The 12,878-nt window shown below is 68.9% G+C and carries 11 protein-coding genes; 7 read left to right on the top strand and 4 right to left on the bottom strand.

All coding sequences use genetic code 11. The annotated features are described in order from the left end of the window. The 3 genes from B2X67_RS13320 to aceK all read left to right on the top strand — a co-directional run. On the top strand, window positions 1-1,057 hold a 1,057-nt coding region (locus tag B2X67_RS13320), incomplete at its 5' end, for an ABC transporter substrate-binding protein (protein WP_286785785.1). Further along, a complete protein-coding gene (locus tag B2X67_RS13315; RefSeq protein WP_286785784.1) occupies window positions 1,057-2,400 on the top strand; it encodes a di-heme oxidoredictase family protein in 1,344 nt (447 codons plus the stop codon). The genes B2X67_RS13320 and B2X67_RS13315, both read left to right, overlap by 1 nt. Window positions 2,401-2,546: 146 nt before the next feature. Next, window positions 2,547-4,271 (top strand): bifunctional isocitrate dehydrogenase kinase/phosphatase, encoded by a 1,725-nt coding sequence (gene aceK / locus B2X67_RS13310; protein WP_286785783.1) that lies wholly within the window; start codon window positions 2,547-2,549, stop codon window positions 4,269-4,271. Between the two features lie 268 nt (window positions 4,272-4,539). Here the strand turns inward: aceK and B2X67_RS13305 are convergent, their stop codons facing one another. Continuing rightward, window positions 4,540-5,709: a YbfB/YjiJ family MFS transporter gene (locus tag B2X67_RS13305; protein ID WP_286785782.1), complete on the bottom strand. Its 1,170-nt coding sequence runs from the start codon at window positions 5,707-5,709 to the stop codon at window positions 4,540-4,542. Between the two features lie 119 nt (window positions 5,710-5,828). Here B2X67_RS13305 and ptrR point away from each other — a divergent pair, with 119 nt between their 5' ends. The 4 genes from ptrR to B2X67_RS13285 all read left to right on the top strand — a co-directional run bounded on the left by ptrR (window position 5,829) and on the right by B2X67_RS13285 (window position 9,276). Continuing rightward, on the top strand, window positions 5,829-6,731 hold the full coding sequence (gene ptrR / locus B2X67_RS13300; protein WP_273231341.1) for a putrescine utilization regulator PtrR: 903 nt from the start codon (window positions 5,829-5,831) through the stop codon (window positions 6,729-6,731). 2 nt (window positions 6,732-6,733) lie between these two features. Further along, complete coding sequence (locus tag B2X67_RS13295; protein ID WP_286785781.1) at window positions 6,734-7,597, top strand: NAD-dependent protein deacetylase; 864 nt, start codon at window positions 6,734-6,736, stop codon at window positions 7,595-7,597. A 144-nt stretch (window positions 7,598-7,741) separates the two neighbouring features. Further along, window positions 7,742-9,040 carry a PQQ-dependent sugar dehydrogenase gene (locus B2X67_RS13290; RefSeq protein WP_286785780.1) on the top strand — a complete coding sequence of 433 codons (1,299 nt, stop codon included), beginning with the start codon at window positions 7,742-7,744 and terminating at the stop codon, window positions 9,038-9,040. A gap of 95 nt (window positions 9,041-9,135) precedes the next feature. Further along, window positions 9,136-9,276, top strand: a complete 141-nt coding sequence (locus tag B2X67_RS13285) for a PA1414 family protein (RefSeq protein ID WP_175534339.1) — start codon at window positions 9,136-9,138, stop codon at window positions 9,274-9,276. A gap of 74 nt (window positions 9,277-9,350) precedes the next feature. On the opposite strand, the gene B2X67_RS13280 is transcribed toward B2X67_RS13285, so the two are convergent. The 3 genes from B2X67_RS13280 to B2X67_RS13270 all read right to left on the bottom strand — a co-directional run. Next, entirely contained in the window at window positions 9,351-10,871 is a 1,521-nt protein-coding gene (locus tag B2X67_RS13280; protein WP_286785779.1) for an ABC transporter permease subunit, read from the bottom strand. A gap of 413 nt (window positions 10,872-11,284) precedes the next feature. Next, window positions 11,285-11,902, bottom strand: coding sequence for a PAQR family membrane homeostasis protein TrhA (gene trhA / locus B2X67_RS13275; RefSeq protein ID WP_286785778.1), 618 nt, complete (start codon window positions 11,900-11,902; stop codon window positions 11,285-11,287). A 156-nt stretch (window positions 11,903-12,058) separates the two neighbouring features. After that, window positions 12,059-12,878 (bottom strand): ATP-binding protein (locus B2X67_RS13270; RefSeq protein WP_286785777.1); only part of this gene is annotated, 820 nt, incomplete at its 5' end.

Here is a 12,878-nt window from a genome sequence, read left to right as displayed (position 1 = left end):
TGTCGACGTCTACTGGGCGGCCTCGCCGCGGACCTTCGAGGCGCTGCGCCAGCAGGGCGCCTGGCGCGCGCTGCCGGTGGCGGACGCCGGCCTGGCCGACCACATCGGCGCCTTGCCGCTGCTCGGGCCGGAGCGCGCCTATCGCGCCAGCGAACTCGCCGGCTACGGGTTCGCCGTCGACCCGCAGGCGCTCGCCGGTCTCGGCGTGGCGCCGCCGAAGGACTGGAGCGACCTGGCCGATCCGCGCCTGGCCGGGCGCATCGCCCTGCCGGTGCCGAGCCAGGTCGGCTTCGCTCCGCCGATGATCGACATCGTCCTGCAGGCCTATGGCTGGGAGCGCGGCTGGGCGTTGTGGAGCGAGATCGCCGGGCTGTCCTACCTGGTCCCGCGCGGCTCCACCTTCATCAGCGACCAAGTGGTCGGCGGCCGCGCGGCCATCGGCCTGTCCATCGACTTCTTCATCGCCTCGGCGATCGCCGGCGGCGCCCGGCTGGAGTTCCTCTATCCGGCGCATGGCGGGCTGAATCCCGGCCAGATCGCCATCGCCGCCGCCTCGCGCAACGGCGAAGCGGCGGAAGCCTTCGTGTCCTTCGTGCTCTCCGAGGCGGGCCAGCGCGTGCTCGCGGACCCGGACATCCGCAAGCTACCGGTGCGCGAGTCGGTCTACGCGCAGTTGCCGGCGACCTACCACAACCCGTTCCGCAACGCGGCGGCCGGCGGTTACGACTATCGCGGCGATGCCGGCAGCGGACGCCTCGGGCTGATCGCCGCGCTGTTCGAGCAGATGCTGGTGGCGCAGCACGAACGGCTGGTGACGCTCTGGGCGCAGCTGCACCAACTGGAAGCCCGACGCGGCCAGCGCCTCGACGACATCCGCGGCCAGCTCGGCGCGCCCCTGATCGACGAAGCTCAGGCCGCCGATGTGCAGCTGCTGGCCGGCTACCGGCGCAACCTGGAGGGCGCGACGACGCAGCCCGATGCGCGCGAGCTGCGGTGGGCGGCGCTCGCGGAGCAGCGCTATCGGCAGGTCGCCGACAGCCTGCAGCGGTTGGCCTGATGCGTCGGCTCACGACCTTCGGCCTGCTGCTGGCGCTGGCGAGCGCCACCCATGCCGAGCCGCCGTTGCAGACCGGCGTCGAGGAGGCCGGCCGCCAGGCGTTTTCCACGCCGATGGCCGGGCTGGATGCCGAGCGGAGCGCCGCCTTCCTGCGAGGACGCAGCCTGTTCCGCCAGGTCTGGGTGATCGCGCCGTCGCGTGACGAGGCGGTGGATGGCCTCGGCCCGCTGTACAACCGCCCGGCCTGCACCTCCTGCCACCCGGCGAACGGACGCGGCCAGGCGCCGGAGCAGCCGGGCCAGCGCATGGCGTCGATGCTGGTACGGCTGTCGCTGCCGGGCCGCGGGGCGCACGGAGGCCCGTTGCCGCATCCGGTCTATGGCGACCAGCTCAACGAAACTGGCGTACCGGGTGTGCCCGGCGAGGGCAGGGCGCGGCTGGTCTGGACGCAGACGGCGTTTCGCTTCGCCGATGGCGAGACGGCGAGCCTTCGTCAGCCGCGTATCGAGTTCGACGAACTGGCCTACGGATCGCTGGACGGCGTGCTGACCTCGGCGCGCGTCGGCCCGCCGGTCTTCGGTCTGGGCCTGATCGATGCGGTGGACGACGCGACGCTCGAGGCGCTGGCCGCCGAGCCGCAGGCGGACGGCGTGCAGGGCCGGGTCAACCGGGTCTGGAGCTCGCAGGCGAACACGCCGCAGGTCGGCCGCTTCGGCCTCAAGGCCAACGTCGCGCGCCTGCGCGAGCAGATCGCCGGCGCGCTGCTGGGTGACATGGGCATCACCTCCACACTGCATCCGCGGGAGAACTGCAGCGCCGCGCAAAGCGCCTGCGCCAGCACACCGAACGGCGGACAGCCGGAGCTGAGCGATGCCCAGCTCGACGATATGGAGGCGTACCTGGCTTACCTGGCGGTACCGGCGCGGCGCGACCTCGATGCCGCCGTGGTGCGCCAGGGCGAGGCGCAGTTCCAGGCGCTGGGCTGCAGCGGCTGCCATCGCCCGCAACTGATCACCGGCGAACGGGCGACGGATCCGCGCCTGCGTGGTTTGACGATCGCGCCCTACAGCGACCTGCTGCTGCACGACATGGGCGAGGGCCTCGCCGACGAACGTCCGGATTACCTGGCCAGCGGCCGCGACTGGCGCACCGCGCCGTTGTGGGGCATCGGCCTGGCGCAGCGGTTGTCGCCCTCGGCCGGCTTTCTTCACGATGGCCGCGCGCGCAGCCTGAGCGAGGCGATCCTCTGGCATGGCGGCGAGGCGCTGCCGGCGCGTGAGCGCTTCGTTGCCCTGCCGCGGGAAAACCGTCAGGCGCTGTTGGCGTTTCTCGGCTCGCTCTGATTCTGGCGAGCGTCCTTGCGGCCAGGCCCCACGCAGCCCGTGGGGCCGTTCGCCCGGTAGGCGAACGGTCCGGCCCGCCGGCGGCTTTCGCTTCCTCCGGCCACTGACTAAGCTCGGCACTACCTTTCACCGCAGGGACTTCCCCCATGGCGCAGCAATGGCCGGCCGCTGACATCGCCCGCGCGATCCTCGAGGGTTTCGACGATTACCGTGAGCATTTCCGCCAGATCACCGACGGCGCGCGCGCACGTTTCGAGCAGGCGCAGTGGCAGGAGGCGCAGCGCGCCTCGGCGGCGCGGATCGCGCTGTACGAGGAAAAGGTCGCCGAAACGGCGCAACGCCTGCCGCAGGCGTTCGATGCGCAGGTGCTGCTGGACGTGCAGGCCTGGCCGCTGGTGAAGAGTGCTTACATCGCGCTGATCAACCTGCGCTTCGACGACGAACTGGCGGAAACCTGGTTCAACTCGATCTTCTGCAACCTGTTCAGCCACGACTGCATCAGCGACGGCACCATGTTCGTCCACACCACGCGCCCCTCGCTGCGCGGCCAGGAGCGAGCGGTGCAGACGCGCACCTACCGGCCGCACGGCAAGCTGGACGACATGCTCGCCCAGCTGTTCGCCGACTACGCCTTCGACGTCGCCTACGCCGACCCGGCCGGCGACCTGCAACGCATGGAGGCGCAGTTGCGCGCGTCGCTGCCGGACTGGGTGTGCAAGGACCCGGCGCTGACCGTGGAGCTGTTCTCCTCGGTGCTCTACCGCAACAAGGGCGCCTATCTGGTCGGGCGCCTCTACACCCGCGACGAGCAGTGGCCGCTGGTGATCCCGCTGCTCAACCGCGAAGGGCTCGGCATCCAGGCCGACGTGCTGATCACCGACGAGGCGGAAGTCTCGATCATCTTCTCCTTCACCCGTACCTATTTCATGGTCGACGTGGCGATCCCGGCGGAGTTCGTCGGCTTCCTCAAGCGCATCCTGCCGGGCAAGCACGTCGCCGAGCTGTACACCTCGATCGGCTTCTACAAGCACGGCAAGTCGGAGTTCTATCGCGCGCTGATCGGCCACCTGGCGACCACCGACGACCGCTTCGTGATGGCGCCGGGCGTGCGCGGCATGGTGATGAGCGTGTTCACGCTGACCGGCTTCAACACCGTGTTCAAGATCATCAAGGACCGTTTCTCGCCGTCGAAGAACGTCGACCACGCCACGGTTATCGAGAAGTACCGGCTGGTGAAGAGTGTCGACCGGGTAGGGCGGATGGCCGATACCCAGGAGTTCTCCGACTTCCGCTTCCCGCTCTCCAAGTTCGAGCCGGAATGCCTGGCCGAGCTGCTCGAGGTCGCGCCATCCACCGTCGAGGTGCAGGGCGACACCGTGCTGGTGCGGCACTGCTGGACCGAGCGCCGGATGATCCCGCTGAACCTCTACCTGGAGAACGCCAGCGAGGCGCAGGTGCTGCACGCGCTGGAGGATTACGGGCTGGCGATCAAGCAACTGGCGGCGGCGAACATCTTCCCCGGCGACATGCTGCTGAAGAACTTCGGCGTCACCCGCCACGGCCGCGTGGTGTTCTACGACTACGACGAGATCAGCTTCCTCACCGAGGTGAACTTCCGGCACATCCCGCCGCCGCGCTACCCGGAGGACGAGATGTCCGCCGAGCCCTGGTATTCGGTGGGCCCGCACGACGTCTTTCCCGAGGAGTTTCCGCGCTTCCTGTTCGTCGACCTGGCGCAGCGCCGCCTGTTCGCCAAGCTGCACGGCGACCTGTACGACGCCGACTACTGGAAGAGCCTGCAGAGCGCGATTCGCGAAGGCAAAGTGATCGACGTCTTCCCCTACCGGCGCAAGGCACTCGCTGCGGGTTGAGTCCGGGTGCAAGCGCGTTTCGCGCGGCTCGGCTTTCACTGCCATCGGTGCGCGTGGCGCACCCTACGGAATGCGTGGTGCCGGTTCTTGCTGGTGCGCGGCTCGGCTTTCGCTGTTATCGGTGCGCGCGGCGCACCCTACGGAATGCGTGACGCGCGGGCTGCCTGCTGGTGCGCGGCTCGGTCGGCTTTCGCCGTCAGGCGCACCCTACGGAATGCGTGGCGCACGGGCCTGCGTAGGGTGCGCCGTGCGCACCAGCGGTGTTCAGCTAGCGCTCCGCCGCCAGTTGCCCGAGCCGGCGCTGCTCGCGCACCGGCGGCAGCATCAGCAGGCCGGCCACCACCATCGCCGCGCAGGCCACGCCCAGCGCCGCCTGCAGACCACCGCTGAAGTGGCTGCTGAGCGCCGCGATCAGCGGGCCGCTCAACTGGCCTACGGCGAAGCCTGCGGTGAGGATGCCGACGTTGCGCGCATGGCCGTGCGGGTCGAGTTCGCGGGCGTACTGCATCACCAGCAGCATTCCGGCAAGAAACGGTCCGCCGCACAACGCAACGCCCAGTGCCAGGCCGCTCATGCCGGGGAACAGGCAGGCGAGCACGCCGGCGGCCTGCAGCCAGAGCGCGCCGATCAGCCAACGCCCGGTGCCGCCGGGTGTCGGTTTGCGGAAGGCGACCAGCAGCACGCCGACGGTGGCGATCAGGCCGAAGGCCGGCCAGAACAGGTCGGCCTGCCATTGCCCGTGGAAGCGGCTGGCGGCCATCTGCGAGAGGAAGGTCGCCGGAATGATGTAGCCGGCGCCGACCAGCGTATAGGCGCCGAGCAGCGCATAGAACGCGCGATGGCGCTTGCCGTCCGAGCCGGCGGGTATCGGCGGCGGGGTTTGCGGCATGGTTATCAGCGGCTGGGCGATGGCGGCCAGCACCAGCGCGATGACGCCGTAGGCCAGCCACAGCGCCGAGGAATTCTGCCCGTGCAGGTTCATGCCCAGCGCCACCAGCCCGGTGATCAGCACGCCGATGCTCGGCCCGGTGAAGATCAGCCCGCCCCAATGCGCCTTGCCGGCCTGCACCGCGAGCTGGCTGGCGGCGGAGGTGAGCACCACCAGCACCCAGGCGCTGGCCACGCCGGCGGCGAAACGCAGGATCGCGTGGGCCCAGAGGCCGTGGCCGAGGGCCGACATCAGGGTGATGGCGACGCAGGCCCAGAGCCCGCCGATCAGGCGCTGCCTGGCGCGGCGCGGCGAGGCGGCGTAGAGGGCGTCGAGCGCGCCGACCAGATAGCCGAGGTAGTTGGCGGCGGCGATCAGCCCGGCGCCGGTGAGGTCGACCTGGCCTTCGGCGATCAGGTGCGGGAGCTGGGGCGTGAGTGCGAAACGACCGACGCCCATGGCCACGATGAGTGCCAGCACGCTGGCGAGGATGCGGACGAGAGGGGGCATGTGCGGCTCCAGTTCAGGTTTCTGGATTCGATCATAGGGCTTTGACATCTTCATAAAAAACGAATAATAAAGAATCACTTGTTCACAATTTGAGAATGGGTTGCCCTGGAGCGACGTGCATGGAACTGAGTCAACTGCGTATTTTCCAGGCGGTGGCCGAGGAAGGCTCCATCGCCAAGGCGGCGCTGCGGATGAACCGCGTGCCCTCGAACCTCTCCACCCGCCTGCGTCAGCTGGAGGATTCGCTGGGCGTCGAACTCTTCCTGCGCGAGCGCCAGCGCCTGCAACTGTCGGGGCCTGGGAAGATCCTGCAGAGCTACGCCGAACGCCTGTTCGCGCTGCATGCCGAGGCGGAGGCGGCGCTGCGCGGCGGCGAGCCCTGCGGTGATTTCATCATCGGCTCGATGTACAGCACGGCGGCGATCCATCTTCCGGCGATGCTCGCGCGCTACCACCGCGCCTATCCCGAGGTGAACCTGCAGGTTCAGACCATGACCAGCGGCGATCTGGTCGAGGGTCTGATCGACGGTCGTCTCGGCGCCGCGCTGGTCGACGGTCCGCTGGACTACAGCGAGCTCGACGGGATCGAATTGCTGCAGGAACAGATGGTGCTGGTCACTGCCGCCGGCCATGCGCCGGTACGCTGCGCCCGCGACGTGGCGGGCGAGGCGGTGTACACCTTCCGCTCGCGCTGCGCCTATCGCCGGCGCCTGGAGGGCTGGTACGCCGCTTCGCGCGCGCCGATGGGGCGGGTGATGGAAATCGAGTCCTACCACAGCATGCTGGCCTGCGTGATCGCCGGCGGCGGCGTGGCGATGATGTCGCGCTCGATGCTCGACAGCATGCCCGGCCGCGAGGGGGTCGACGTGCATTCCCTGGCGGCGCCGTTCGACACCTCCAGCACCTGGCTGATGTGGCGCAAGGACATGCTCGGACCGAACCTGCGGGCCTGGGTGGCGCTGCAGGAAGGCGCGTCGGCGCCGTCGGCGGACCTCGACATCGCCCGCAGCACGGCGGCCTGAACATGGACCAGCCAGCGGCCCGGCCGCATCCCGATGAAGCGCTGCACACGCTCGGCGAGCTGCTCGCCGAAACCCCGTTGCTGGTCGTCACCGGCGCCGGGATCAGCGTCGCCTCGGGCATTCCCGACTACCGCGACGCGGAGGGCGTGCGGCGAGGCAGCGCGCCGATGATGCACCAGGAATTCGTCACCTCGGCGGCGGGGCGACGGCGCTACTGGGCGCGGGCGATGCTCGGCTGGCCGCGGGTGCGGCGTGCCGAACCGAATGCCACGCACCGCGCACTGTTCGCCCTGGAGCGAGGCGGGCGCATCGACGGGCTGATCACCCAGAATGTCGATGGCCTGCACGAGGCGGCGGGACACCGCCAGCTCATCGAGCTGCACGGCAACCTGGCCTGGGTGGTCTGTCTGGATTGCGGCGAGCGCCTGCGCCGCGACCGGGTGCAGGTGCAACTGGAAACGCTGAATCCCCACCTGCGGGAGGTCGACGCGGTGCAGGCGCCGGACGGTGACACGCTGCTGGCCGCGGATCACCTGGCCGACTTCCGGGCGCCGCTGTGCCCGGCCTGTGGCGGCGACCGGCTCAAGCCCGACGTGGTGTTCTTCGGCGACAACGTCGCGCCGGCCACCGCGCAGGCCGCCTGGGACGCGGTGCAGTGCGCCGCTGGCATGCTGGTGATCGGGTCCTCGCTGATGACCTATTCGAGCTTCCGGCTGTGCCGCGAAATCGTCCGCCAGGGCAAGCCGTTGATCGCGGTGAACCTCGGCAAGACCCGTGCCGACGAGCTGCTGACCGCCAAGGTCGAGCTGCCCTGCGAGGCGGTGCTGCCCTGGCTGGCGGAGCGGCTGCGGGAGCCGCTGGCGTGAGGAAACGCCCCGGAGCGGTGTCCGGCGGCTCGCTCAAATCGCGTTACATCCTTCCTGGCTGAACGTCGACGCGGGCTGAACTTAGCCGAAAGCCGCCCGGTCGATCCTTTAACGCCCGCCCGTTCAGTTGAAGGATTCCGGCCCATGTCCGCGCTGCAAGAAGACCGCTCCATCCGCTACGGAACCCTGCTGTTCGCCGCCTTCGCCGTGGCCGGAAGCGCCCAGGCCGCCAACCAGGCCACGCTGCCGGCCCCGGACCCGGCGCACAAGGTGAAGAACTACAGCAAGGTCGTCGGCTGGAAGGAGGGCGCCACGCCCAGGGCGCCCGCCGGCTCCAGCGTCAGCAAGTACGCCGACGGGCTGCGCAACCCGCGCTGGATCTATGTCACGCCGAACGGCGACGTGCTGGTGGCCGAAGCCAACACCGAGTTGAAGTCCGCGGCGGACAAAGGCGAAGCCGCGCAGAAGGGCAAGCTGGGTTCGCAGAACCTCGGCCGTAGCGCCAACCGCATCACCCTGTTCCGCGACAGCGATGGCGACGGCCAACCGGAGCTGCGCGTGAGCTTCCTGGAGAACCTCAACCAGCCGCTGGGCATGCAGGTGGTGGGGGACTGGTTCTATGTCGCCAACACCGATTCGCTGTGGCGCTACCCGTACCAGACCGGCGACCAGAAGATCCACGGCAAGGGCGAGAAGGTCCTCGACCTGCCCGCCGGCGGCTACAACAACCACTGGACCCGTAACCTGCTGGCCAACGCCGACAACAGCAAGCTCTACGTTTCGGTGGGCTCGGCCAGCAACCTCGCCGAGCACGGCATGCAGGAAGAGCAGCGCCGCGCCAACATCCTTGAGATCAACCCCGACGGCAGCGGCGAACGCATCTATGCGTCCGGACTGCGCAACCCGGTTGGCATGGGCTGGGCGCCAGGCACCCAGACGCTGTGGACTGCGGTGAACGAGCGCGACAACTTAGGCGAGGACCTGGTCCCGGATTACCTCGCCGAGGTCCGGGAGGGCGCGTTCTACGGCTGGCCCTACGCCTACTTCGGCGCTCACGAGGACCCGCGGATGGCCGGCAAGCGCCCGGACCTGGTGGCGAAGACCCAGGTGCCGGACGTGCCGCTGGGGGCGCACACCGCCTCGCTCGGGTTGGCCTTCTATACCCAGAAGGCGTTTCCGCAGAAGTACCGCGGCGGTGCCTTCATCGGCCAGCACGGCTCGTGGAACCGCAGCGAGCTGTCCGGCTACAAGGTGGTGTTCGTGCCCTTTGCGGACGGCAGGCCGAGCGGCCCCATGGAGGACTTCCTGACCGGCTTCATCGCCGATTCCGCCAAGGGTGAAGTGCATGGACGGCCGGTCGGTGTGGCGGTGTTGCCGGATGGCTCGCTGCTGGTCGCTGACGATTCCAGTAACACATTATGGCGGGTACGAGCCGACGGCTGACCGATAGCGCCCTTGCGGCATCCGGTCCTGCTGTTGGACTATGCTCTGGCGAGGCGGTCCCATGACCGCCCGCTCAGGCTCAAGAGGAGAGAAGTATGAAGACCTGGTTCGAACGTCTGATTGCGCAGCTCAACGCATTCTTCGGCGCCGATGACGCCGCCCGCCTGCAGCCGATCCGTGTGGTCAGCGAAGAACAGCGCCGCCTGGCCGAAGAGCGCCGCCGCCAGCGACGCTGAATCCCGCGGCCCACGCCGCATCCTCCGAGCCTTCGCCGAAGCCTGTGCTTCGGCGTTTGCGCATCCGCGACAGATCAATCGATCCCCACACCCCGATCCAGATCGAGCAGCTTGCGTACCAGCGGGTCGCTGCTCTGGCGTAGCGTCTGCGCGTTGGCGTTCACGCGAATCTGGCCCTTCTCCATGATCACCACGCGGTCGCAGGTCAGCGCGAAATCCGTGTCGTCGGTGACGATCACCACGCTCAGGCGTTGCTCGGTCAGTGCGCGCAGGCTGTCCAGCAGCTGGCGTGCGGCGACCGGGTCCTCGAGCCGCGCGGTGGGGTCGTCGCACAGCAGGATGTCGGGTTTCAGCAGCAGCGCGCGGGCCAGTGCCGCGCGTTGCTGCTGCGCGTGGTCGAGTTGTTGCGGGAAGCGTCCGGCATGCGCCAGCAGGCCGAGGCGGTCGAGCATGGCGTAGGCCTGGCGGCGCAGCGCGTGGTCGTCGTCGCGGCGCTGCCGGCGCGGTACCAGCAGGAGGTTGTCGAGCACGCTGAGATGCGGGAACAGGCCGATGTCGGCGAACAGCATGCCGATGCGTCGCAGCCCGCGGGCGACCTGCGCCGAACCGATGTGGTCGCCGGCGTGGATGTAGCTTTCGCCGAACAGCACGATCTCGCCCTGATCGATGCGTTCCAGCCCGTTGATCGTGCGCAACAGCGAGCTGCGCCCCGATCCCGGCGGGCCGAGGAGGGCGATCGACTCGCCGGGACGGACCCGCAGGTTGACCCCGTCGAGCACCGGATGGCTGCCGTAGCTCTTGTGGATGTGCGTGAGCCAGAGCGCGTCCGGTGAGCCGGCAGCCTTGACCGCCGCGCGGATATGCAGCGCCGGCAGGCCACGGCGCAGGGTCTGCAACTGCTCCGCGTCGAGCAGCGGCGCTTCGTAGACGACGAACTGCCGGCGCCACTCCAGACGGCCCAGCAGCCAGCCGAACACGGCCACCATCGCCACGTAGTACAGGCCGACGGCGGCCAGGGTTTCCAGCACCTTGTGGTTGGCGCCGTAGAGCTGCTGGCCGATCCACAACGGCTCGCTCAGGGCGATCAGCGATACCACCGAGGTCAGCTTGAGGGTCGCGAGATAGCGCTCGGTCAGTGCCGGCAGAACGCGCTGCAACACCTGCGGCACCAGCACCAGGCGCAGCGTGGTCAGCGGCTTCAGGCCGATGGCGCTGGCGGCCTCCTGCTGGACCTTGCCCACCTCCGCCAGCGCGCGGCTGTGCACGTCCGCCATGTAGGCGGTCTGGCCGAGCACCAGGGCGATCAGGCCGGCGAGGAACGGCGTCGAGAACGCGCGCCCCTCGGGCACCAGCAGCGGAAGGTTGTAGACGAACAGCAGCAGGACGATGAACGGCAGGCTGCGGAAGAAGAACACGTAAGCCGCCGCCGGCAGGCGCAACCAGGCCAGCGCGGACTGTCGCGCCGCCGCCAGCAGAAAGCCCAGCGGCAGTGCGATCAGCCAGGCCAGCACGCTGAGTTGAATCACCGTGGCGCACGCCTTCCACAGGGAAGGCAGGGAAAACAGCGAAAGGAAGTAGCCCCAGTCGAATGCCATTGAGCGTCTCGTCTAGCGGAAGGAGGTGCCGATGCGCCAGCGCAGCGGGCTGTAGCGGCCGATACCGGGGGCGTGGTACGCCAAAAGCGAGATGCGGGCGACCTGGCCTGGCGGCAAGGGCGCGAAGAACCTTGCAGGAAAGATGCCGGTTGCGGCCCTCAGCGCTGGGTAACAGCGCACCCCGCGTAGGGTGGGTGAAGGCGCCTGTCGGTCGATGCGATGAACGAAATGACTTGTGCGCCGCAACCCACTCGGATTCGGTTTCCAGCTTGGCTCCCTGGTGGGTTACGCGGCGGATGCTTTTGCGTGAACCGACGGTGATGGTGTGCCGCTAACCCACCCTACGGAACTGTGATCTCCCAGCGCGTAGGGTGGGCTTCAGCCCGCCGCAACCCATGCCACGAACACCTGGCTCAGAGCACGTAGAAGAAGATCGCCACGAAGTGCAGCAGGCTGCCGGCGATGACGAACAGATGCCAGACGCCGTGCCAGTGGCGGAAGCGGCTGTCGAAGGCGAAGAAGATGATCCCGACGGTGTAGAACACCCCGCCGGCGGCCAGCCAGATGAAGCCCTCGCGGCCAAGCGCGGCGATCAGCGGCTTCACCGCCACCAGCACGATCCAGCCCATCACCGCGTAGATCACGATGGACAGCACGCGCGCCTCGGAGCGCGGCTTGATCTCCTGCAGCATGCCCACCAGCGCCAGCCCCCAGACGATGCCGAACAGCGTCCAGCCCCAGGCGCCTTGCAGCGTCACCAGGCAGAACGGCGTGTAGCTGCCGGCGATCAGCAGGTAGATCGAAAGATGATCGAGCTTGCGCATCACCACCTTCGCCTGCCCTCGCACGCTGTGGTAGACGGTGGAAATGCTGTAGAGCAGCACCAGCGTCACACCGTAGATGGCCACCGCGACGACCTTGCGCGGCTTGCCGTCCTGCGCCGCGAGAATCAGCAGCCAAACCGCGCCGACCAGTGCCAGAGCTGCGCCGACCAGGTGGGTCCAGGCATTGAAGCGTTCCCCGTGATACATGCTTTACCCATCGAACCTTACGGAATGCCATTCCACAACATACCGGTCCGGTGTTGCAAACGGGCTTCAGCGCGTGGCCGGAAAAAGCCTGGCGCCTTCACCCGCCGGGCGTTTCCGGCTGCTGGCAGGCCCTGTGCTCGTTCGCCCCGCGGCGCCTCAGGTCTGCAGCTCGACGCAGGCCTGCAACCCGCCGCCGGGGCGATTGCGCAGGCGCAACTCGCCGCCGTGCTCGCGGATGATCGCCCGCGCCGCGGAAAGCCCCAGGCCGACGCCGCCGGTGGCCTTGTTGCGCGACGCCTCCAGCCGGTAGAAGGGCGCGAAGACCGCCTCCAGCTGCTGCTCGGGAATCCCCGGGCCGCGGTCCTCGATGCGGATCAGCAGCCTTCCCGGCAGCGCCTGGAGGTCGATGCTCGGCTCGCGGGCGTACTTCACCGCGTTTTCCAGCAGGTTGGTCAGGGCGCGTTTGAGCCCCAGTGGGCGACCACGATAGACCAGCCCGGACGGACCCGAGAAGGCCACCTCGATGCCCTGGTCGCGGTAGTCGTCGACCAGGGTGAGCAGCAGCTCGGACAGGTCGAACGGCGTGGCCTGCTCCAGCCGCGCGTCGTCGCGGAAGAAATCCAGCGCGGCGTTGATCATCGCCTGCATCTCGTCGACGTCGCGGAACAGCTTGTGCTGCTGCTCGGGGTCGTCGATGAACTCGCCGCGCAGGCGCATCCGCGTCAGCGGCGCGCGCAGGTCGTGGGAGATCGCCGCGAGCATCTGCGTGCGGTCGACGACGAAGTGGCGGATCTGCGCCTGCATGGCGTTGAAGGCGAGGATCGCCTGGCGGATTTCGTGCGGGCCGACGGCCTCGATCGGCGGGGCGTGGAAGTCGCCGCCGAAGCGCCGCGCGGCCTTGGCGAAACTCAGCAGCGGCGTCGCCAGCCGCCGGGTGGCGATCGCAGCCACCGACAGCGCGGCGATCAGCGCGAGG

Source organism: Pseudomonas sp. UBA3153 (assembly GCF_002364635.1).
Classification (GTDB): domain Bacteria; phylum Pseudomonadota; class Gammaproteobacteria; order Pseudomonadales; family Pseudomonadaceae; genus Pseudomonas_O; species Pseudomonas_O kuykendallii.
Note: the sequence above shows the minus strand (reverse complement) of the source record. Positions and strands in the feature narration are given on the sequence as shown.